Origin of the sequence: Immundisolibacter sp., assembly GCF_014359565.1 — a bacterium.
Lineage (GTDB): Bacteria > Pseudomonadota > Gammaproteobacteria > Immundisolibacterales > Immundisolibacteraceae > Immundisolibacter.
This window is the reverse complement of sequence record NZ_JACIZD010000011.1, coordinates 53,846-73,988: the sequence shown is the minus strand read 5'-3', so window position 1 is coordinate 73,988 and position 20,143 is coordinate 53,846. Positions and strand designations below refer to the sequence as shown.

At 66.6% G+C, this 20,143-nt stretch carries 31 protein-coding genes; 15 read left to right on the top strand and 16 right to left on the bottom strand.

The features are described 5' to 3' along the window. The 5 genes from H5U26_RS11645 to cmr5 form a co-directional block, all read left to right on the top strand. A partial coding sequence (locus H5U26_RS11645) for a hypothetical protein (RefSeq protein ID WP_290619849.1) occupies positions 1-809 on the top strand: 809 nt, incomplete at its 5' end. Positions 810-812: 3 nt separating this feature from the next. Continuing rightward, on the top strand, positions 813-3,932 hold the full coding sequence (gene cas10 / locus H5U26_RS11640; RefSeq protein ID WP_290619847.1) for a type III-B CRISPR-associated protein Cas10/Cmr2: 3,120 nt from the start codon (positions 813-815) through the stop codon (positions 3,930-3,932). Further along, on the top strand, positions 3,929-5,131 hold the full coding sequence (locus H5U26_RS11635) for a type III-B CRISPR module-associated Cmr3 family protein (protein ID WP_290619845.1): 1,203 nt from the start codon (positions 3,929-3,931) through the stop codon (positions 5,129-5,131). The genes cas10 and H5U26_RS11635 overlap by 4 nt, the downstream gene beginning before the upstream one ends. A gap of 17 nt (positions 5,132-5,148) precedes the next feature. Beyond that, positions 5,149-6,066 (top strand): type III-B CRISPR module RAMP protein Cmr4, encoded by a 918-nt coding sequence (gene cmr4, locus H5U26_RS11630; RefSeq protein WP_290619843.1) that lies wholly within the window; start codon positions 5,149-5,151, stop codon positions 6,064-6,066. Continuing rightward, positions 6,066-6,473 carry a type III-B CRISPR module-associated protein Cmr5 gene (cmr5, locus tag H5U26_RS11625; protein WP_290619842.1) on the top strand — a complete coding sequence of 136 codons (408 nt, stop codon included), beginning with the start codon at positions 6,066-6,068 and terminating at the stop codon, positions 6,471-6,473. The genes cmr4 and cmr5 overlap by 1 nt, the downstream gene beginning before the upstream one ends. A gap of 249 nt (positions 6,474-6,722) precedes the next feature. Here cmr5 and H5U26_RS11620 read toward each other — a convergent pair whose 3' ends face one another. The 14 genes from H5U26_RS11620 to H5U26_RS11555 all read right to left on the bottom strand — a co-directional run bounded on the left by H5U26_RS11620 (position 6,723) and on the right by H5U26_RS11555 (position 14,744). Beyond that, positions 6,723-7,070, bottom strand: coding sequence for a Mor transcription activator family protein (locus H5U26_RS11620; RefSeq protein WP_290619840.1), 348 nt, complete (start codon positions 7,068-7,070; stop codon positions 6,723-6,725). A 21-nt stretch (positions 7,071-7,091) separates the two neighbouring features. After that, positions 7,092-7,502: a regulatory protein GemA gene (locus H5U26_RS11615; RefSeq protein ID WP_290619838.1), complete on the bottom strand. Its 411-nt coding sequence runs from the start codon at positions 7,500-7,502 to the stop codon at positions 7,092-7,094. After that, complete coding sequence (locus H5U26_RS11610; RefSeq protein ID WP_290619836.1) at positions 7,502-7,738, bottom strand: hypothetical protein; 237 nt, start codon at positions 7,736-7,738, stop codon at positions 7,502-7,504. Before H5U26_RS11610 ends, H5U26_RS11615 begins: the two co-directional genes overlap by 1 nt. Continuing rightward, positions 7,735-7,998: a hypothetical protein gene (locus H5U26_RS11605; protein ID WP_290619834.1), complete on the bottom strand. Its 264-nt coding sequence runs from the start codon at positions 7,996-7,998 to the stop codon at positions 7,735-7,737. The genes H5U26_RS11610 and H5U26_RS11605 overlap by 4 nt, the downstream gene beginning before the upstream one ends. Next, entirely contained in the window at positions 7,995-8,645 is a 651-nt protein-coding gene (locus H5U26_RS11600) for an HNH endonuclease signature motif containing protein (protein WP_290619832.1), read from the bottom strand. The genes H5U26_RS11605 and H5U26_RS11600 overlap by 4 nt, the downstream gene beginning before the upstream one ends. Continuing rightward, positions 8,642-9,175 (bottom strand): host-nuclease inhibitor Gam family protein, encoded by a 534-nt coding sequence (locus tag H5U26_RS11595; RefSeq protein ID WP_290619830.1) that lies wholly within the window; start codon positions 9,173-9,175, stop codon positions 8,642-8,644. The genes H5U26_RS11600 and H5U26_RS11595 overlap by 4 nt, the downstream gene beginning before the upstream one ends. Beyond that, entirely contained in the window at positions 9,168-9,761 is a 594-nt protein-coding gene (locus H5U26_RS11590) for a hypothetical protein (protein WP_290619828.1), read from the bottom strand. The genes H5U26_RS11595 and H5U26_RS11590 overlap by 8 nt, the downstream gene beginning before the upstream one ends. Then, on the bottom strand, positions 9,758-9,976 hold the full coding sequence (locus H5U26_RS11585; protein ID WP_290619826.1) for a hypothetical protein: 219 nt from the start codon (positions 9,974-9,976) through the stop codon (positions 9,758-9,760). Before H5U26_RS11585 ends, H5U26_RS11590 begins: the two co-directional genes overlap by 4 nt. A 2-nt stretch (positions 9,977-9,978) precedes the next feature. Further along, entirely contained in the window at positions 9,979-10,317 is a 339-nt protein-coding gene (locus H5U26_RS11580; protein ID WP_290619824.1) for a hypothetical protein, read from the bottom strand. Between the two features lies 1 nt (position 10,318). Beyond that, positions 10,319-11,482 carry an AAA family ATPase gene (locus H5U26_RS11575; protein ID WP_290619822.1) on the bottom strand — a complete coding sequence of 388 codons (1,164 nt, stop codon included), beginning with the start codon at positions 11,480-11,482 and terminating at the stop codon, positions 10,319-10,321. Beyond that, positions 11,479-13,278 (bottom strand): hypothetical protein, encoded by a 1,800-nt coding sequence (locus tag H5U26_RS11570; protein ID WP_290619820.1) that lies wholly within the window; start codon positions 13,276-13,278, stop codon positions 11,479-11,481. Before H5U26_RS11570 ends, H5U26_RS11575 begins: the two co-directional genes overlap by 4 nt. Before the next feature lie 2 nt (positions 13,279-13,280). After that, on the bottom strand, positions 13,281-14,180 hold the full coding sequence (locus H5U26_RS11565; protein WP_290619818.1) for a hypothetical protein: 900 nt from the start codon (positions 14,178-14,180) through the stop codon (positions 13,281-13,283). Between the two features lie 61 nt (positions 14,181-14,241). Next, positions 14,242-14,535 carry a helix-turn-helix domain-containing protein gene (locus H5U26_RS11560; RefSeq protein ID WP_290619816.1) on the bottom strand — a complete coding sequence of 98 codons (294 nt, stop codon included), beginning with the start codon at positions 14,533-14,535 and terminating at the stop codon, positions 14,242-14,244. Then, on the bottom strand, positions 14,532-14,744 hold the full coding sequence (locus H5U26_RS11555) for a hypothetical protein (protein WP_290619814.1): 213 nt from the start codon (positions 14,742-14,744) through the stop codon (positions 14,532-14,534). Before H5U26_RS11555 ends, H5U26_RS11560 begins: the two co-directional genes overlap by 4 nt. 74 nt (positions 14,745-14,818) lie before the next feature. Between H5U26_RS11555 and H5U26_RS11550 the strand changes: the two genes are divergently transcribed. The 3 genes from H5U26_RS11550 to H5U26_RS11540 all read left to right on the top strand — a co-directional run bounded on the left by H5U26_RS11550 (position 14,819) and on the right by H5U26_RS11540 (position 16,456). Beyond that, positions 14,819-15,298, top strand: a complete 480-nt coding sequence (locus tag H5U26_RS11550) for a helix-turn-helix transcriptional regulator (RefSeq protein ID WP_290619812.1) — start codon at positions 14,819-14,821, stop codon at positions 15,296-15,298. A gap of 94 nt (positions 15,299-15,392) precedes the next feature. Next, entirely contained in the window at positions 15,393-15,977 is a 585-nt protein-coding gene (locus H5U26_RS11545) for a hypothetical protein (RefSeq protein ID WP_290619810.1), read from the top strand. Then, positions 15,974-16,456, top strand: coding sequence for a thermonuclease family protein (locus H5U26_RS11540; RefSeq protein ID WP_290619808.1), 483 nt, complete (start codon positions 15,974-15,976; stop codon positions 16,454-16,456). The genes H5U26_RS11545 and H5U26_RS11540 overlap by 4 nt, the downstream gene beginning before the upstream one ends. On the opposite strand, the gene H5U26_RS11535 is transcribed toward H5U26_RS11540, so the two are convergent. Together H5U26_RS11535 and H5U26_RS11530 are read right to left on the bottom strand one after the other, a co-directional pair. After that, positions 16,453-16,734: a hypothetical protein gene (locus tag H5U26_RS11535; RefSeq protein WP_290619806.1), complete on the bottom strand. Its 282-nt coding sequence runs from the start codon at positions 16,732-16,734 to the stop codon at positions 16,453-16,455. The genes H5U26_RS11540 and H5U26_RS11535 overlap by 4 nt on opposite strands. Positions 16,735-16,776: 42 nt before the next feature. Next, positions 16,777-17,109 (bottom strand): hypothetical protein, encoded by a 333-nt coding sequence (locus H5U26_RS11530; protein WP_290619804.1) that lies wholly within the window; start codon positions 17,107-17,109, stop codon positions 16,777-16,779. A 220-nt stretch (positions 17,110-17,329) separates the two neighbouring features. Between H5U26_RS11530 and H5U26_RS11525 the strand changes: the two genes are divergently transcribed. Genes H5U26_RS11525 through H5U26_RS11495 form a run of 7 tightly spaced genes read left to right on the top strand, consistent with a single transcriptional unit; the run spans position 17,330 to position 20,142 of the window. Then, a complete protein-coding gene (locus H5U26_RS11525) occupies positions 17,330-17,665 on the top strand; it encodes a hypothetical protein (RefSeq protein ID WP_290619802.1) in 336 nt (111 codons plus the stop codon). Next, complete coding sequence (locus H5U26_RS11520) at positions 17,665-18,303, top strand: transglycosylase SLT domain-containing protein (protein WP_290619851.1); 639 nt, start codon at positions 17,665-17,667, stop codon at positions 18,301-18,303. Before H5U26_RS11525 ends, H5U26_RS11520 begins: the two co-directional genes overlap by 1 nt. Continuing rightward, positions 18,300-18,734, top strand: coding sequence for a hypothetical protein (locus H5U26_RS11515; protein WP_290619800.1), 435 nt, complete (start codon positions 18,300-18,302; stop codon positions 18,732-18,734). Before H5U26_RS11520 ends, H5U26_RS11515 begins: the two co-directional genes overlap by 4 nt. Positions 18,735-18,744: 10 nt before the next feature. Then, positions 18,745-18,993, top strand: coding sequence for a hypothetical protein (locus tag H5U26_RS11510; protein ID WP_290619798.1), 249 nt, complete (start codon positions 18,745-18,747; stop codon positions 18,991-18,993). After that, positions 18,990-19,295, top strand: a complete 306-nt coding sequence (locus H5U26_RS11505; protein WP_366055940.1) for a hypothetical protein — start codon at positions 18,990-18,992, stop codon at positions 19,293-19,295. Before H5U26_RS11510 ends, H5U26_RS11505 begins: the two co-directional genes overlap by 4 nt. A 19-nt stretch (positions 19,296-19,314) precedes the next feature. Beyond that, positions 19,315-19,599: a cytoplasmic protein gene (locus H5U26_RS11500; protein WP_290619795.1), complete on the top strand. Its 285-nt coding sequence runs from the start codon at positions 19,315-19,317 to the stop codon at positions 19,597-19,599. A gap of 3 nt (positions 19,600-19,602) precedes the next feature. Then, positions 19,603-20,142 (top strand): phage protein Gp27 family protein, encoded by a 540-nt coding sequence (locus H5U26_RS11495; RefSeq protein WP_290619794.1) that lies wholly within the window; start codon positions 19,603-19,605, stop codon positions 20,140-20,142. Position 20,143: the final 1 nt, after the last annotated feature.

Here is a 20,143-nt window from a genome sequence, read left to right as displayed (position 1 = left end):
TGGCGTTTGCGGGCGCGGCACAGCCTCAGTGCGTCCTGAGGGAGCCCAAAACCCGAAATACCCGGCTGAAACGCGTACATTTACCCAATCCACATCCGAAAACGGGCCGTTTTTCCCCCAGCTCGGTCACGCGTTGGCGCCGTCATGTCCACGGCGCCGGTTTCGGTGGATTGATCAGCGATTCCCTAGGTGGCCGTAGCCGTAACGGCTGGGGATCATTTTGCCTCACTCCTTCAGAGCCGCAGGGGGCATTCGCCGCTGGGCACGCTCTACCATTGCGTCCTTGGCGCGATTGCCTCGACCGCGACTGGCCGCACGCCATCGGCTGCGACCAAAAAGGCCCACTGATCTGGCAGACCGCTTCGCACCAGGACTGGCGGTCGCTGATGAAAACGTTGGCGGTCATTAAGGTCGGGCTACGGACGCAATTCGTATTTCCCGATGTCAAACCGCCGCATACCGATATCGAGTCGCGTCATTGGCTTTCATATCCGATAGCAACTCACAGAACTCGAAAATGGGGTAACGGTATGCGACTGCCAAACCAATTATATTTCAAGATTCGCCAGAGTGATGGCGGAAATATTGTTGGTGCGATATTCCACATACCGCATTTGCCGCCGCCGGCGTTTTGCCCGGACCACAAGGCCGTCGAGCGCACTTGGGAGCAGGTGCATGCTCTACTGGATCACATTAACTCCGGCTCGCCGCGCACCTATCCCATGATTCCCGATGATGCGCCCGCTCGTCGCCGCAGCGCGCTGAAGCCACACATCGACACCGTCACGCTGGAACGCATTGCGGAATAATCCATGAACAACAAAGAACTCTGGCAAACCAAACTCGCCGCGCGTCTCCACGATCCGGCGGAAAAGGCGCTGGTGCTGCTGCGCGACCCGGCGGGGCATGAGGGTGGCACGTCGCGTGCGCTCGCCCGACTGCTGGGGCTAGCAGAAGTGACCACCGAGAATATCGACCCCGACAACGACCAAGCGCTGTCCACTGTGATCTTCAAGCAGGGACTGCCACTTGCGATTTACCGCCACGTGCAGCGCGCCGACTGGTGGGCGGCGGCGGCCGACCGCCCACAGTGGCCGATGGACGAAATCACGGCCACGACTAAGGCTGGCGAGCAAAAGACGTTTGCGGTTGCGAGCTGGGCGCAGGTGCGCTGGGCGAAGGAATCGGTGCTTATCCACCCGCTGACTGGGGAGCAATACAAGCTACCCGGCGGTCTGGGCGATACCGATTTTCAAGACATCAAGCAGCGCAGTTTCGCTCACTTCTCGAACCTGTTGGTGAAACTGGGCGCGCAGGACCAAGCCACGCAGGACTTGCGCAAAACCCTGCTCACCTATTGGCGTTTCGGCCCCGATCTGTCCGAAGACGAGGATTTCGGCAAACTGGGTGCGCTATGGCGGCTGCTGCCTGCCGATACCCGTGTTCCCGACCACTCGATCTGGGATCACCTGGATCTCACTTCGGCCTTTGCCGGCGCTTTTGCTGCTGACCCGAATGGCGAGGCGGCTCTGCTGGCGCTGTCCATCGGCCCGGTACAGGGCTTCATCGCGGCGGCGCGCAAGATGGATGACCTGTGGGCCGGCTCGCACCTGCTGTCGCGCCTGGCGTGGGAGGCGATGAAGCCGTTGTGCGAAGCGCTGGGACCGGACGCGATTTTGTTTCCGCGCTTGCGCGGCATTCCGCAGGTGGATTTGTGGCTGCGCGGCGAAATGGGTCTGCGCGCCGAACTGTTTCAGAATAGCGACTGGATGCGTGGCGGTACCGACGCCAATCCATTGTTTTCAGCGGCGCTGCCGAATCGGTTTGTGGCCTTGGTGCCGGCGAGCCAGGCGCGGGAAATCGCGGCCCAGGCGACGCAGGCAGTGGGCGACTGGCTGCAAATCACCGGCCAGGACGTGGTGGATCGTCTGCTCGAAGCGGCGGAGCTGAAGACCGCCGGAGAACTGCACTGCCACCAGCAAATGCGTGAGCAACTGCAGGGTTTCCCAGAGGTGCATTGGGCGGTGGTGCCGTTTTCGCTGATTCACCCGAAAAATGCCGCCAGGCAGACTGATCTGGACGTGAGTGGCCTGAGCGCCGCAATGGCGCCTTTTTTTGGCGTGGAAGCGGGGCAGCGCTGCGGTTTTCTCGGCACGCCTGCCTGGCAGGCACTGCAGAAGGAAATCGATTGGAGCGATGGCACGACGTTCTTCGCGCCCAACCCCGGCGTGCTCTACCCGGCGGTCTACGACCTGGCCGAGCGCGTGCTGGCGGCGGCCAAGAGCACGCGGGTGTTCGACCAGAAAGAACAGAAAGGCTGGCGCTGCTCGCTGACCGGCGAAGCCGAGTGGCTGACCCACGACGCTGATCTGCTCAATGTTCCGCCAGGCAAGCGCAAAAGCCGGCAGGACGAGATGTTCGACGCGCGCGAGCACGTCGAGACGCTATGGACGAAAGTGGCCGACAAGAAGCCGGCCTGGGCCAAGGCGGGCGAACATCTGGGCGCGCTTTCCGCGATCAAGCGCCTGTGGCCGACGATCTTTGCCGAGGAAGTCGGAAAGGCACTCAGCCCGCAAGACGAAGGCAAGGCCAAGTCCGCCGGGCGTTTTGTGGTTTCGACGCACACGATGGCGCTGGCGCATCAGCTAGATCAGTGGCTGAAAGCAGGTGGGCACGCCGATACCGCGTTGACCGATCAATGTAAGGCACTTAAAGCCGATACGGTCGCCTTGCCGCGCAAGCTCGTGCGTCGCCACAAGGATAACCCGGCACTGCACGACGCCAAGCGCATTCTCGGTTTACTGGAAGCCGCCCGCGACGCCAGAAACGAAGATGACGCCTACGAAAAGGCCAAGCAGCTGGTGAGCCGGACCCTTGCCAAAGGCTCGGCTAAAGATGAGCAATTCAGGCTCGAGACCTACTATGCGTTAGTGATGTTGGACGGCGACCACATGGGCCGCATTCTGTCGGGTGAAGACAATACGTCCATTTCCTACCGCGAAAGTTTCCATCCTCAGGTGCAAAAAGACTTCGATGAACGCGCCGCCAGGCAGCCGCTGATCCGGGACTACGGCGCGCAAAGGCGAGCGATCTCGCCCAACCGTCATCTGGCGATTTCCGGAGCGCTCAACGACTTCTCGCAAACGGTCGTGCGCCACGTGATCGAGGAAGAGCATCTGGGCCGGGTGATTTATGCCGGCGGCGACGACGTGCTGGCTATGTTGCCGGTGACGGATTTGCTCTCGACCATGCAGCGGCTGCGTCATACCTATAGTGGCACGCTGCCCGCAGATGAAGCGAAGGATTGGGGAGATTTGTTTAAGGAACGCGGTGCGCTGCACTGCAAGGCCGGCTTCGCATATCTCAAGGGCCGGCTCATGCGCATGATGGGCAAGAATGCCACCGCCTCCTGCGGCGCCGTGATCGCCCACCATCAGGCGCCACTGGGCGCGGTGCTGCGGGAGCTGCGGGAGGCCGAGAAGCGCGCCAAGCACGAAGGGGGACGCGATGCCTTCTCCATCACCGTCATCAAGCGTTCCGGCGGGGCGCTGCAGCTGACCGAAAAATGGGGCGAGCCGGTGGCGCTGCTGGACGACCTGCGCGCCTTTCTGGCCCACACCGACACCTCGCGGCGCGCCGTCTACAACAGCCTTGAGTGGTTGGTCGATTTGCCAGACCCTCATGGCAAGCCGCAGATGCTGAGCTCGCTGCTGGCCTACCAGCTGGCCCGTCAAGCCGCGGGCACGCTCAAGGTCGAGGCGGGCCGTCTTGCCGAGCGGCTTGCCAGGCTCACCGCCGACCGGCCCAAAGACGGCCTGAAGTGGCTGGAAAATTTTCTCACCGTGGCCGAATTCCTGGCCCGCGAGACGCGCTCGGGCGCTGCCGAAACGGCATCGGGCAGCGCCGCCCAACCCGCAGGAGCGAGCACATGACCACCAGCCTTTTCATCGAGCCGCTGGACGTGCTGTTTCTGCGCGGCAATAAGCTGTTCGGCGATCCGGGCAGTTTCGGCGAGGCGCTGATTCCGCCCTGGCCCTCGGTGGTGGCAGGGGCCATCCGCTCGCGGATGCTGGCCGACGCGCATCTGGACTGGAACCCAGCCCGCAAAGGGCAGCCCGTGGATGCCCACCCGCAACTGGGCACGCCGGATGCGCCAGGCTCGTTCGCCATCACCGCCTTCCACCTCGCCCGTCGCCACGTAGACGGTCGGGTGGAAGCGCTGCTGCAGCCGCCGGCGGATCTGGTCATCTTCGAAGACGGCCAAGGCCGGCCGAGCGTCCGGGCGCTGGTCCCGAGCACGCTCCCGCACACCGCCGGGCTGCACTGCTCCGCGCCTTTCGCCGCACTGCCGGTGCTCGCGGAACGCGAGCGCCGCAAGCCGGCTTCCGGCTATTGGCTGGCCGAAGCCGGCTGGCGGCAGTACCTGGCCGGGCGGGCGCCGGAGCCAGCGCAGCTGGTCAAGTCCTCGGCGCTGTGGGCGATCGACCCCCGCATCGGCGTGGGGCTCGATGCCGCCAGCGGTCGCGCCAGCGATGGCCGACTGTTCTCGGTGCAGGCGATAGCGATGAAAAAACGCGGCGAGCACATCGACATCGACTCCCAGTCGGGCAAAGCCGTGCCGGCCGGCTATGACGTGGGCTTTCTGGCTTCGGTGGCCGGTGCTGAGCCACCCACCGATGGTCTGTTGCGCTTGGGCGGTGACGGCCGCGCCGCCGCCATTTACCGCACGGCGGACTGCCACCTGCCCGAGCCGGACTACGGCGCGATTGCCGCGGCCCGGCGCTGCCGCCTCGTGCTGGCCACGCCGGGCATCTTCGAAGACGGTTGGCTCCCCACTGGCATCATCCAGGCCGACGGAGAATTCAGCCTCGACCTGCACGGTGTCAAAGGCCGCCTGGTCTGCGCCGCCGTGCCGCGTGCCGAAGTCATTTCCGGTTGGGATCTGGCGCGCTGGCAGCCCAAGCCGGCGCTGCGTGCGGTGGCCGCCGGCGCCGTCTACTGGCTGGACCAACTGGACACGACGCCCGAGGCGCTGCGCAAGCTTGCCGAAACCGGTTTGTGGCGCGAGCCCTGTCAGGATGCCGCCCGTCGCGCCGAAGGCTTCAACCGCATTGCCATTGCCGCCTACTGATTGCAAGGGAGTCCGAGATGTTTCAAAAACAATCCGCGCTGTTTCTGTACGCCGTCAGCCCGGTGCACATGGGTGCCGGGCAGGCCGTCGGCGTGATCGACAACCCCATCCAGCGCGAGCGCCACACCGGCCACCCCTGTTTTGCGGGGTCTGGCATCAAGGGGGCGGTGCGGCACGGTTTCGAGGCCATCGGCGGCGACAAAAAGCTCATCGAGCGGCTGTTCGGCCCTGGTCCTGATCCGGCGGAACGCGACGGGAAAGACCTGCACGCCGGCGCGGTGAGCTTCGGTGACGCCCAGCTCGTCGCCCTGCCGGTGCGCTCGCTCAAGGGCGGCTACGTCTACGCCACCTGCCCGCAGGCGCTGTCGCGGGCACAGCGGCTGCTGGGGTTGATCGGCATCCATACCAGCTGGCCGGCGCTGGCCGTCGACGACGAACATTGCCTGCTGGCCAACCCGGCGTTGCTGTCGTCGGGCGGCAAGCTGCACTTGGAAGCCTTCGAGTACGCAGCCCAGGTGTCCCAGGACTTGCCCAAGGTTGCTGAGGACATCGCCGCCAGGGCACTGCCCGATGGCCTTGCTTACGACTTTTTTCGCGACAAGCTCAAGACCGATCTGGTAGTGCTGTCCGACACTGCTTTCGGCTATTTCGCCGAGCACGCCATGCTGGTCGAGCCGCATGTGCGCATCGACGAGAACACCGGCACGGCTAAGGACGGCGGCCTGTTCTACACCGAAAACCTGCCCCCGGAATCGCTGCTGATTGCACCGCTGCTCGCCAGCCAGACCCGGACGGACAAGAAAGACGACCGGGATGACGCCAGCGGCGTCATGGCCAAAATGAAAAACGTCATCGACGGCAAGCTGCTGCAGATCGGCGGCGACGCCACCACCGGGCGCGGCCTGGTGCTGGCCAGGATCGTGGAGGGCAAGTGATGGCTGCCACAACGCCGACCAAGGAAAAACCCCGCCAGACGCTGGAACAGCAGCGCGCGCAGGATGCGTGGGAATGCGCGGGCGCGGGTATCGCCCAGCACTACAAGGACTACGTCAACGACGCCAAGGGCCTGCCGGCGCTGATCATGAACTCCGGGCTCATGCAGGTGATGGCTTACCTTGAAGACAAGGGCGGGCGTCATCACACCCTCGCCCAGCACCTGCGTCGATGGCTGCACCAGCGCTTCCCGCAGCAGCTTCCCAGTGCCGATTTTCCTGCCTTCATGCAGGCCCTGATGAAAGTGGCGCCGGGCGACTATCAGGCCATTACCGCCGAAGCCTTCGCCTGGCTGCGCTGGCTGCGGCAGATGGCGGCGGCGCGCAACGGCGCGGGGGGCAAACCATGAGCATCGCAGCGGTTCCCCACTACCTTGGCGAGGATTTCTCAGCTGCCTCGCCCGGCATGCGGTTCGGCATGTATCTGCCGATCTGGACCAGCCGCGAATGAGCACGGGTGAGATATTTGAGGGGGGAGTGGTGCGATATTTGGCCGGAAGTGGCCGGATTATGGCGGAAGAATGCGGGCGACCAAGAAAAAGAGTTGCGGCAGGGGAAACGAAGAAAAGGGCCGCGCTGGGCGGGCTGGCGGGAGGGGGTTAGATGTCGAGGGATTGCTGTTGCCGGGAGCCGCTGTGGCGGTCCTGGGCGCGCTTGAGTAGCTTGCGCAAGCCGCGTTCGGTCATCTTGTAGCGGCGCATCAGGTCGGTGTAGCCGGCGCCTCCTCGGTGCTCCTGGAGGATCTCTTGCTCACGCAGGGACAGGCGGTAGGCGGCGTCTTTTGGGAAGCTGATGACCTGGCCGCCGCAATCCTCCGCCACCATGTCGGCGATGGCGGCGCCGATGTGGTCGGCGTGGGCATCATCGATGCCCAGCTCACGGACGATCTCGGCGGCGCGTTGCGCGACGTGCGCCAGGAGCTCGGTGCGGCGATCCTCCATGCTCATCTTGTGCCTCCCCTGCGGCAGTCAGCGTTTGCGGCGGTTGGCATCGATCTGCAGCGCGGCAATGACCTTGCCGAGCTGCGCCATGTCGCACCACTCGACCCGCTCGACCTTGCAGATGCGCCGCGCGACGGCGTGTGCATAGCCCCAAGGCCGCCCGTTGTCGGCGAGCAGTGCTTCGATCTTCTTAAGTTGTGGGGACAGGTCGCCCTTGGGTCGGCCACGCCACTGATTGCCTCGTGGAGCTGCGCCCAGGCGGCGCAGGTGATCGAGCACGGCGCGCCGGCCGGCGGCGTCCAGGTCGCCGGCGGAATCCACGCCGGCGACCTGGCGAAGCATCGCGCGGTAGACATCGTCATCCATGCCGAGCTGCTTGGCGGCAATGTGGATGGCGCCCAGCTCGCGCTGGCGGGCATCTTTCGGCGTGGTGGGCATCACCGGCCACGCTCCGGGCCAATATCGAGAGCAGACAGCTTTTGCGTCAGATCGCGCCGCAGCACGCGCAAGCGGCGCTCCACGGCCTCCAGCACGGTCTTCTGCAGGTCAGGCAATGCCAGTGCTGCGCGGCACTGCGCGAAGTCGAACTCCTTGACGCATGTGATGCGGTCCTGGGCGTCCAGGTGCTGCAACCGGATGCGTCCGTAGACCTGGCCGGTCTCAAAGGGATTCATTTGTCGCGCCCCAGCCGGCCCCGCAGCGCGTCGTTCAGCGGATCCTTTGACAGCGCCGGGAGCCCTTGGCCGCGCTCGATAAATGCGCTCTTGCCGCCGTCGGTGACGCGCAGGTAGTCGACCTCGACCTTGGCCGAGTTGACGACCACCTGCGACAGCTCCGATATCTGCCTGGCCTGCTCGACGCTCATCGTGCCGGCAACTACGCCGTCGATGGCGTCGAACAGCCGCCGGCGCAGGTCGTCAATGTGTGTGCTCATGGCTCATCGCTCCTTTCGTTGATCCTGCGGGTGAGAACGCCCCGCAGCCGGACCAGCTCGACCAGTTCCGGCGGCAGGTTGTGCACGGTGTTGCGCGCCATCAGCTGGGCGCGGGATACGGTCTCCAGTGCATCGACCGTGATGTCATCCACATTGGTGCTGCGGCGGCCTGGCCGGAACACCACGACGTGGCCCGGCTCGACCGGGCCGTTCGCCGCCTCCCACACCAGCCTGTGCACGGCTTTCCAGCGCATGTATGGCGGGCCTGGGCGGTCGCTGATCTTCTGCTCCAGGTAGCCGTCCGCGCTGACTCGATAGCTGCCCAGTGGCAGCGTGTTTTTCGGTGCCTCGCGGGGCTTGAATTGCGTCTGTGCCGAGCGACCGCGCGTTGCGACCTGCAGGCCCTTGTTCCAGGGTCGCTGGCCGGGCAGAAAGCGGCTCATGAGGCCGGTCGAGCCGTTGAGCCGCCCCGACGCTGGGCTTGCCAGGAATGCGGCGCTCTTTTCCAGCCCGAGCTCTAGCGCCTTCCGGGCTACCGCGTTATAGGTCCGGCCAAACAGCACGGCCAGCGCGTCGGTACGGCTGTCAGAAAACTCGTGGCACAGCACGTCGATTTCCAGCTGTGACCAGGCTCGGCGGGCTTTCACGCAACTTCCTCCAAATCAGTCTCAAACGGGACGATGATGAAATCCTCGCCCTGCTCGACGGATAGGCCGCGGATGTGCGCGACTGCGGCCGGGTCGGCGAGGATGGCTTCCTTGTTCAGCTCCTCTTTTGTGCGCACGCACTGCGTGAGGCCGGCGCTTTTCAGATCCTCGATGATGGTCTCTTCTTTCACGCCGCCGCGGCGCGCCACCCGCGGCGGTCGGGTGCGCCAGCGCACTTCACCGGCAGCGAGATTGACCGTCTTGGTCTTGCCGCCTGACGTGAGCGTGTCGCGCATGGTCTCGCACCACATCTGCACGCCCTGGCTCAATGCCTTGATTGCCTCGGCATACGGGCGCGCCTCTTCTTCATAACGAAGGCGGATGTCGGCGAGCACGTCGTTCATGGCGCTCTGGATGCGCTCTCTCTCGCGCTGGTGTTTGCCGATGCTCGCGATATAGCCGGTGCATTCCTCGCGGGATTGCGGTATCTGCACGGTCGCGGCGGCGGCCTTGATTTTGCGCTTACTCATCGGTGTCTCCTGTGGCGGATTGATCGGTTGTTTTGAGCAATCCGCTGGCCACGAAGTGCTCCCGGATGTGCGGCGGAATCGCCTGTGTGACCTGCGGCGGGACTGACTGCTGCTTGACGACGGGCGCGTATGAGCGCGGGCCGCCGTCGGTGGTGCCGCGATGGGCGCCGACGCGGCGCGCGTCCTCGGTCTTGGATTCCCTGGCGGCCTCCTGGCCGTTGGCGTTGCCGCTGAGCATTTCCAGCAGGTAGCCGTGGCCGTGCAGGGGCAGCGTGAGCTTGTCGCGGCGGCTGGCGAGCTCTTCCATGGCCGCCGCCCAGGCATCGACCGGCGCCACCCACTGGCGGCCGTGACGCTCGATGCGGCCGGCGGCGATCATCGGCAGCAGCTCGGCCAGCAGCTTTTCGACCTTGCGGCCGGTGAGATGCCGTTGCGCCGGCCGAAACAGACGCAGATACGACATGAGCGGCCCGGCCAGCGGTGACGGCACCTTGAGCGCCAGGGCCACCGCGCGGCCGGATTCGATCTCGGCGATAAAGCCGTCCGCGTCCGCGGCATAGCCGCAGCATGGGCAGACCAGCTTCATGCGGCACCCCGCACCTGCAGGTCGACACCGTCAGCGGCCCACCGTGCCCAGATGCGCTCGGCGGCCTCTATTTGCGCCGGCAGTGGCGGCTCGAACTCGGCCAAATGCTCGAAGCCCAAGGGGTTGGCCAGGTACTGCTCAAGACCAACGCCGTGCGCGCCCAGGCCCAGCAAAATGAACCGGTCGGCGTAGTGATTCAGATACGGATCGTCCATGGTCAGGCCCTCCTCAGGCGCTCGATGGCGCGGTTGGTCTCGGTGGCGAGATCCCGCATCACGCGGGCGGTGTTGGGTGAAGCGATCGAGATGCTGTCGGCGATCTGGTCCAGCTTCAGGGCGCTGAGCCGTGACAGCGTTACCAGGTCGCGCACGGCGGCGGCGTCGGGCTGGCGCCGCTCCAAGGTGCCGTCGCGCTGCGTTCCGACGCAGTAATCGCACAGGGCGATGTGGCCGGCGCCGCGCAGCCGATAGACGGCATCGGTGATGATGGCGTTGCAGCTGTGGCACCACACTGGCGGCTCTACGGTGATGTGCTCGATGGGGATGATCTGGCTCATGTCAGGCCCCCCGGAACACGTCGGCGGTGACCGTCGGCACGCCCAGGTCGGCGGCGCGGTTCATCGCCGCCGCCAGCGCGTTGTGCACGGCCAGCGGGTACAGCAGGCTGTCGTCGCCGCGCGATGGCGTGAGCTTGCTGCGCAGTGCGTCCAGGGCACCGCGCTCGACCACCTGATCGAGCGCCACGCCCAGGCGCTTGAACCGATGCGTGAGGTAGTCGCCCAGGCTCGGGCCGAGCGTGGGCAGGTGCACGACCTCGATGCGCTGCACCACCTCGCGGACCTCGGGGTTGTGCTCGGACAGCTTGAGGCCCAGCTCGGGCTGGCCGATCAGGATCACCGACAGCAGCGGCCGCAGGCCGTCCTTGAGCTCCCGGAACCGCTTGAGGTGTTTGAGCGTGGGCAGCGGCAGGTTGTGGGCTTCCTCGATCACCAGCACGTGGCTGTGACCGGCCCGGCCGCTTTCGCGCAGGCAGTCGTGCAGCTGGCGAAAGCGCGCCTCCGGGCTGCGCCTGGCGCGTGCCAGGGGCGCCACGCAGGCCATGATCGCCTCGGCGATATGCTGGCTGCGCAGCGTCTGGCCGATCGAGTCGGAGCCTTCCATGGCCAGCACGTAGGGCTCGATGACGATCACCGCCTGCGCCTCGCGCCGGATGCGATCGACCAGCTCCTCGCGCAGCGTCGACTTGCCGGCGCCGGACTCGCCGACCACGGCCAGAAAGCCGCCATGGCGGGCCACCTGGTACATGCTCTCGCGCACGTAGCGGATGTCCGGCGACAGGAACACGTCGTCGGCCGTGACCGGGTCGGCGAACGGGTCACCCGACAGGTTGAAGTGCCGGCGCGCGGCCGGCGTGAGTGTGGACTTGCGTAGTAGCATGTCGGCGATCTCCTCGGTGGGTTGCAAGCTCTGGGGTTGATCGGGAGCCGCCGTGCTCCAACACGGCGGCTCCGCCTTTTCCGCCCACGCAGCGGCATTTCGCAGGCCGCGACGGGACAGGAAAGCGGTGATGCGCTGCTCGACCTCCGGGCGGTCGTAGCGCTTGGGCAGGGTGCCGGCGGCCAGCAGGCTGCACAGCGCCGGCCGGCTGATGCCGGCAGCGAGCGCCAGCTCGGCCTGGCGGATGCGGCCGGCGGCCATCATGGGTTTCAGGCGCAGCGTCATTCCGCGCCTCCCGCGATCAGCCGCAGGCCGCCGGTCGGCGCGGCCAGCACTGCGGCCCATGCCTCCACCTGGTCGCGCGGCAGACCATCCGGCCAGTGCGCGGCGGTGCGGGCATATAGATCAGCCGTCCAGGGCTGGCCGGCGCGCTCCACCAGTGGCTTGAGCGCCACCGCCGCCTCGACGTGATTCAGGGGCGGGAATTCGTGGCGGATGGGCTTGGGCTCGATGTACCGCTCGGCCAGCACCGGCGACTCGACCACGCCGGCCGTGCCGGCCCGGGGGATGGCCGGCGGCACCACGGCCTCGCGCATGTGCTTCATCGGGTCGATGGCGCCATTGAAGGCGAGCTTCTTGGCCTTGCGCGCGGCGACGGCCTCGGCATCCGTGCGCACCTGCATGGCCAGCCGCTCCAGCTCCTTACGCGCGGCGTCGGCGGGTGTCTCCGCCGCGGCCCGGTACTCGGCGCCGATGCGCGCGGCGCCCTCGGCAAAGCCCCAGCCGTCGCTGCTCTCCCGCTGCGCGAGGTAGTGCACGGTCTGCCCGCTGTGCGGGTCTGGCATCAACACGCGCACGCTGCCGTCCGGGTCGAGCGCGTTGAGCACCACCGGCACGCGCTGGCCGTTGATCAGGCCAGGAATGCCGCTCACGTCGTACACCGCGCCGCGGAAACGGATGCGGCAATCGCGCACCGTGCAGGGCTTGGGCGCGCTGTTGGCCAGGCCGCTGAGCACCTTGATCGAGGGCGCCTCGATCAACTGCTCGCGCGTGATGCGCAGCCAGCCGTCACGGCGGGACATCCCGGTCCGGGTGTGGATGCGAGAGGAGTTGTAGTTGTAGGCCCACACCTGCGCCAGGGTGTTCATTTCTTCCAGGCTGCTCACCGGCGCGCGCAGCTTGAGCATCGCCTCGAAGTGCCGCTCGACCAGGTAATGCGCGTTCTCGACCTGGCCCTTGGCGCGGGCGTTGCCCACCTCGTTGATGATCGGCGTGATATTGCAGGCGGCCAGGAAATTGGCCGTCGTGCTGGCGGTCACCGCGCTGCCCGGATCCATCATCAGATGCCGCGGGATGCCGTGCATGGTGCCGTCGGTGCGCCGGGTCATGGCGTGGATCAGCGACGTGAGCAGGTTGATGGAGCTCTCGGCGCCCTGCACGTACAGCAGCTCGATGGCGCCGCTGGCGTGGTCGGTGATCACGTAGCGCCACAGCCGCCGGTCGGCGATGCGCTCGAAGTTTTGCGGCTTGCCGCGGTAGAACACGGCCTTGTCCATCACCCGCGTGCCGTCGTCGGCCAGGTAGAACTGCCGGCTCACCGACGCATCGATCTGCCAGCACCAGTTCGGGTGCGGGCTGGACAGGCGCGTGGCCGGCGTGGGCGCCGTCAGCTGGTCCCGATGCAGGCCATAGGCGCGCAGCGCCCGGCAGATCGACGACACGCTCAGCGGCACGATCTCGCCGGTGGCCGGGTCCACCCGCGTCGCCTCAATCCTCTGGTTGGCGCGCAGGATCTCCACCGCCTCCTCGACCGGCAGCTCGCCGGTGCCGGTCAGCTTGCGCGTCTCCTGGATCATCGCGGCGACGTGCATGGCCTCGCCGCGGGTAAGCGCCATTTCCCCGGCATCGCGCCGACGCTGGCGTGGCTTGAGCGCCGCCAGCACGCGCGACAGTTGGCGGTGCGCGGTGGCGACTGAGCAGCCCAGCTGCTCGGCCAGCCCCGCCACGATGCTGCTCTTGGTGCCATGCGGCGCCCGGAGCAGCTGCGCGGCGGCGCTGCGGACCAGTGCATCGCCCGACACGGTCAGGCGCCCGTGCTCAGGTCTTTGTGGGCAGATAACAGCTGCGCTGCCTGCCGCAGCGGCAGGTCGATGCCGCGCGTAATCTTGAGCTCGCCGGCTATCGCCAGCACCGGCATCAGCAGCTCGGTGACCCGCCCGCCGATGTCTGCATCGAAGTCGAGCTCGTGCTCGTTGGTGTATTCGAAGAACTTGAGCAAGGCCTCTTCGGTCCGGCCAATGCTGACGCGCGAATCCATGAATTGAGCCGCCAGCTCCATGAGCATTTCCCGCGCCCGCTCCGCCGGGGGCGCGCTGCGCAGGAAGTGCTTCGAATCGGCCAGGCTGTCCTGCAGCTCTTGATTGCGGGCGGCCTGGGCCTTGGCCCGCCGGTCCAGGGTCTCCTTCTCGGCCTTGGCCTCTTGCAGGCGGCTCGCCAGCTCGTTGAGCAGGTCCAGCACCGCCGATTTGTCGGAGCCCTCGGCCAGCGCCGCCTTGACTACGGCCTGATCGTCCGCCGGCAGGGCACGCAGGGCGTTGTAGTCGCGCTGGCCCAGGCCGATGTGCTCGCCGGCCTCGTACAGTTCCGCGCCGAGTGCCTCAAGATTTGTCGCGAGCTCCTGGCAGCGGCGTTTGCTGCGACCGAAAAACGCCTGGCAGAACTCGTCCAAGGACGCGACATGTCGCGCCTCACCGTCGGGTGTATGGTAGGGGAGTCCTTCGTAACTCTTTGATTTTGCGACAGCACGGTAAGATTCAGCGACAATTCGTTCCGCGACCGTCGCGTTCACCAGCGCGGCCTGAATCCGGCCGATATGCGTCGCCGTTTCCAGCCATCCAGCCAATTGCTTGGCTGTCGGCATGTCGCCGCCCTCGACCGCCGACACCACAAACGCCCGCCGCTCTGCGAGCAGTTCGGGGTCCATCTGTGGGCCAGCGTTCAGCGGCACCACCGTCAGCTTGTTCCTTCCTGACATCGTTCTAGCCTCAGTTTGGGTTGCGGGAATAACGGGTCTTGAGCTCATCGAGCTGGCGCTCCTCGCGCGCCACTTCCTCGGCGTGGGCAATCGCCATCTGCACCACGCGCGGCGTGAGGCGCCAGTTGTCTTTGTCGTAGGGGCTGCGCTCGACCAGGCCGTCGGCCTCCATGCGCTGCAGGTTGCGCAGCGTGGTGGACGGTGACTCGCCGATGCCGTCTGCGATCTGCTTCAGGCGCAGGCCGTGGCGGCTGTGGCCGGCCAGGCCGAACAGCACCCGGGTGAAGATGGATTCCTGGGTCATGCGGCCTTCCGCACGCCGGCGGCCTGCATCACCCGATCACGCATGGCCCGGCCCTTCGGACCGCACCAGGAACCGTAGACGGCCTGGCGAACGGCGGACGGGTCGATCCCGTTGGCCCGACACCATGCTTTGAGCGTCGTGTTTTGGAGGATGAAGCCGGCCTTGACGCGGTTCATTGCGTCCCGGCCTGCTGTCGGCGGTTCCTTCATGGCGTACCCTCTCGGTTATAAACGGCAGGTGAAGCGAGTGTGAGAAACATAGTTCTCTTTGTCAAGGGGTACACGTGAGCATTGGTTCCAGACTGGCGGAACAGCGTGCGGAGCACTCACTCAGCCAGGCCGAGGCGGCCCGACTGGGCGGTGTGTCACGTGAGATGTGGGGCAAGTACGAACGCGATACAGCGCGGCCCGGCGCAGACGTGCTCGCCGGGCTGGCTGGGGCCGGCTGGAACGTGGACTACATCCTGACGGGCAGTACGCGGAAGCTGAGGAATCGGTTCAGCGCGATTGCCGCGGCGAACGAGATGGCGAGACTGGCGGCGAAGGGCACGGAAGAGTTCCGCCGGTTACAGACCCAGTTCTTCGAGATGCTGGTGCAGTCTTATGATTTAGAGGACGAGGAGGAGGCATTGCTGGCGAGTTATCGCGCATGCGCTCCTGAAGACAAGGCCCAGATTCAGAAGCTGGCGGCGCGCCTGGCGCCGGAAAAGAAAACCAAGAAACCTTTGACACAACCGGAGACAAACGACCATGGGGTCAAGTGAATGGCTTGTGATCTTCTTGATCGCGTGCGCGCTGGTGATATACGCCAGGAATCGATCCGTTTCGGGGTCATATCGGACGCCGGTGGGGGCGCCAATGACGCTGCTGCTGGCCGCCGGCATGGCCGGCTGCGCATCGATGCAGTCGGAGACCGACATGCGCGCAGAGCCGGGCGTGAGCCTGCGGGCCAGAGCGGAAGGCGGCAGCTACATCGACGAGCTGGCGATGGATGTGCGCGGCGCCGATTTCGGGCGCCTCAAGATGTGTCTGGCGATGGCTGTAAGCAATTCGCCCGTGACCCTATCCGGCGGCACCACGCCGCCTCTTGTCCTGTTCCAGCCGCCGCGTATGCAGACCGTTGCGGTGCCAGGCGGCGACATCTTCAAATACGAGGATCCTGCCAGCGCAACGGCCATCGTCATCGGTTCCGCCGACGGCGGCGCCTCGTTGGTGGATACCACCCGCGCGGTGATTCGCTTCGAGCTGGCCGCCTCCGCAAACGCCGACCGCAGCCACCTGCGCTTTCGCAATATCACCCGTGCTCATCTCGATACGGGCACTCTCCCCAACGATGGTTTCGCGCCTGTCGGCGCCTGGCACGCTGCCCACCCGGATGCCGCAATCCGCGCTTTACGAGGCATCGCGGCATCCATCGATGCCTGTCTGAGGCCAGCGGAATGAAAGCGCCATTCTCCGCCATCCTGCTGTGCTGCTCTCTCACCGCCGCGGCCGGAGACTGGACCGGCAAGGTGATCGGCATCACCGACGGCGACACGCTGGCGGTGATGCAGGCCGGCCGGGCGGTGAAGGTGCGGCTGGTGGAGATCGACGCGCCGGAGTCGCGGCAGGACTTCGGGCAGCGGTCGAAACAGTCACTGTCCGAGCTGTGCTTCGGCCAGGTGGCGACGGTGCGCGAGCAGGGGAAGGATCGTTACGGGCGGGTGCTGGGGCGGGTGTTCTGCGGGGGCGCGGATGCCAATGCCGAGCAGGTGCGCCGCGGCATGGCGTGGTGGTATGTCCGCTATGGCAAAGACGTTGCGCTCAAGCGCATCGAGGAGCAGGCCCGCGCCGCCCGGCGTGGATTGTGGGCGGCGGATGTTCCGGTGCCGCCGTGGGAGTTTCGGCGGGGCCGGCGCGCTGCATTAGAGCGCCCAGGTTAGAAGGTTGTTGGCTGTGCGATGCCGCGAATCACGGCCATGAAGCCACGCTGCAAGTCGGTCGCGCCGATATTGATCCACCGCTGATCCAGGGTTGCGCCGGGCTTGAAAGCATCCGCCTCGCCACCCGCCGGGCCGCTCATGTTCTGCGGCACGTATCGGCGCAGCTTGGCGATGTACTCACCGCATTGCTCGGCCAGGGCCTTGCCTTCGTTCATCAGGTCGATTTCGTCCTGGGTGAGGTCGCGGTAGCCCGTGATCTTTTCGTGCTGGTTTTCCATGTTTCGCTCCTTGGCTGTTGCCGACGATGGGTTCTGCCGTGATTAAGCGGCGTCGAATAAGTCCGCTGTTTGCGCTGCCGCCTTTCGGGTCGCATAGGCGGTTCGCTTGTGGTGCTCTGCGTCATATGTCAGGTGGCATCGCTGGCACATCGCCTTCAGGTTCTGCGGTTCGCAGTTCTCCGGCGTATGGTCCAGATGTGCCACCGTCAGCACCACGCGTGAGCCAGTCACCGGGTGCGGCGTGCCGTTGGCAGCGCGGCAGTCGGGGTAGGCTGGCGAGCCCTCGCATCGATGACCGGCACGCTCTCTGATTGCGTCCGCGATGCGCTTCCAGTCCTTGGGATATCGAGCTTTGTTCTCGGGTTTGATCGGCATGCTTCGGCTCCACCCTACGCTGGCACTGTGCGCGTGCAGCACGTCGGCGACTGCCCGCCACTATCCACGCGCGCGCGCGGGAATTCCTGTGAACGCGGCCCAATGCCTCGCGGCGCCTGAGCGGGGAAAGTGACGGCGTCGGCGTGACCTCCTCCACGTCGGCCCGGCGGGCGGCTACCTCCTCGGCCGTCCGCCGGCTCCTTTTTTCGGAGCCGTGCCGATGCAATCACTCAAGGCGTTCTGGGATTCCGTAGTCGTAGAGGCGCAGCGCGCATGCGCGCCGGACGGCTGGCTGGTGAAGCTGTGGCCGCTGTGGCTACTGTGGCTGATCTGCTTCGTCGTGGTGATGGTGCAGGCACCGATCAAAGCCGGGCCGGCGCTGTTCGGGATCAGCAAGGTGCTGATGGGCGGCCTGGTCGGGCTGGTGATCCACTGGGGTTTCCGGCGCATTTACCCGATGCCGAAAGACCCGACCGGCATCGAGATCGGCACCGACTGGAAATGCTGCACGGGCATCATGTGCGCGGCGATCATCGCGTTGGCTTTTGTGCCGTGATGCGCAATCTGGCGGCCTTCCTGCTCGGCGTGCTGCTGCTGGCATTGCTGGCGCGCTGCGCGGATGCAGTGGCCGCGCCGGCCGTGCCGCAGGTGGCCGTGACCTACCGCCTGGCCATCGAGCGCGAGGCGGTGCGCAACTTCGGCCTGGCGGCGCCGGTCGCCCGCCTGGCGGCGCAGGTGCACCAGGAGAGCGGCTGGAACCCGCGCGCCGCCAGCCCCTACGCGCAGGGCCTGACGCAGTTCACGCCGGCCACCGCGCGCTGGCTGCCGACGGTGTGCCCGGCAGTCGGCCCGCCGGACCCGTGGGATCCGCAGTGGTCGCTGCGCGCCCAGGCTTGTTACATGGCCTGGCTGTACAACCGTGTGCAGCCGATGGCGGCCGGTGAGCTGCATGAGTGCTCACATTGGGCCTTGACGCTACGCAAATACAACGGCGGCGAGCGGATGCTCGACCGCGAACGCCGCGCCGCGCTGCGCGACGGTGCTGATCCTGACGACTGGCGTGCGGTGGAGGCGTACCGCGTCCGGGCCGCCTGGGCGCACCGGGAAAACACCGCGTATCCGCGACGCATCCTGCTGCGCCTGGAGCCGGCCTATCTGGCGGCCGGCTGGACCGGCGAGGCGGTGTGCCCATGATCGGCACTCGCGCGATTCTGCTGGCGGTGCTGGCGCTGGCGCTGGGCGCGCTGCGCGTGGGCTACGGCTGGGGCCACGGCACGCAGGCGGACCGCGTGACGACGCTCACGCGCGACAACGCCACGCTGCAAGGCCAGCTCGAATCCTGCCGCCAGACCGCCGACCAGAACGCCGCCAACCTGATTGCCGTGCGGGGCACGCTGGCGCGCGAGATCACGCAACGCCAGGCGCAGCAGCGCGCGCAGGAGGCCGAGCTGGCCGCCCGCGCGCAGCAGATTGCCGACCTCACCGCCGCCGCCAAGGCGCGCAAACAATCCCTGATGCAACAGGCCACCGCCGATGAGAACTGCGCTGCGCTGCGCGATTTGCCTGTGTGTGCCGCTGTGGCTGACCGCCTGTGGGGCGATGCGGCCGGCGCCGGTACGCACTGAGCTGGTCGAAGTGCCGATCACCTTATATGCGCCGCTGCCGGCGGCGTTGACCGATCCGCTGCCCATGCCGCCCGCCCCGCCGCGCAACTGCCGGCTGCCGAATGGCGTGCCGGCCGTCTGCGCGCTGGACGGGCTGCTGTGGGGCGCCGACCTGCAGGCGGTGCTCGATCGGGCCAACGCGGACCGCGCCAGCGCGGCAAAGCTGGGCTTGGCGCCCAGTCTCAGGATTCAGGACACCGGCGGCGTACCGTGGAAATGACCTTGCCGCTTTGGCAAACGATCAGCCTGGCCGTGACGCTGCTGGGCGCGTTCGCGGGCCTGGTGAAGTTGCTGCTCAGGCAGGTGGAGCTACGCATCGATGAGCGGCTCGCCCAAATCGGCCAGGAATCGAAGGGCTGGCGCCAGGTGGAGCGCGACGTGATGGCGCTACGCGCGGAGCTGCCGGAGCGCTACGTGCGCCGCGAGGACTACATCCGGGGCCAGACGGTCATCGAGGCCAAGCTGGACGCGATCAATGCCGAGGTCAAGATGGTGCAGTTACGGGGGGCGAAAGGTGGTTGACAGTATCGATTTTCATCGCATGCGGCGCGAGATCATCCGCTGGAACCTGCTGCGGGCGCTGGATTACGCGCGCCCAGAGGGCACCACCGAGGTGGTGCTGCTGCTGACCATCCAGGGCCTGTACGCCGACGCCACGCAGCGCGAGATTCGCCGCGAGCTGGACTACCTGGCCGACCGCGCGCTGCTGAACATCGACGGCCGGCACACCGGCAACTGGCACGCCAGCCTGGCCCGCCACGGGGTGGACATCGTCGAGTACGCGGTCGAATGCCAGCCGGGCATCGCCCGCCCGCCGAAGGTGTGAGCCGTGCCGGCGCCCAGCAAGATCGACCTGCTCGACGAGGAGACTCGGCGCGAGCTCGACGCGAAGATCATCGACAACGGATTCGGCGGCTACGTGGCCCTGTCCGAGTGGCTGGCCGAGCACGGCTACAGCATCGGCAAGAGCGCCGTCGGCGCCTACGGGCAGAAGTTGGAGCGGCGGCTGGGGGCGATCAAGGCGAGCACCGAGGCGGCCCGCCTGATCGCCGCCGCCGCGCCGGACGAAGCCGACGAGCGCAGCAACGCCATCATCAGCCTGGTGCAGACCGAGATATTCGAATCCCTGCTGGCGCTGCAAGACGCCGCCGACGAGGCCGACCCGGCCAAGCGGGTGGAGATCCTGGGCAAGGCGGCCCGCAACATCGCCACCCTGACCCGCGCCAGCGTGAGCCGCAACAAGTGGGCGCAGGACGTGCGCGGCAAGCTGGCCACCGCCCGCGATGCCGTGCGCAAGCTGGCGGCTGGCGCCGGCGTGTCGGACGAAACGCTCGCCGCCATCGACGCGCGCCTGCAGGGCGTGGTGTGAC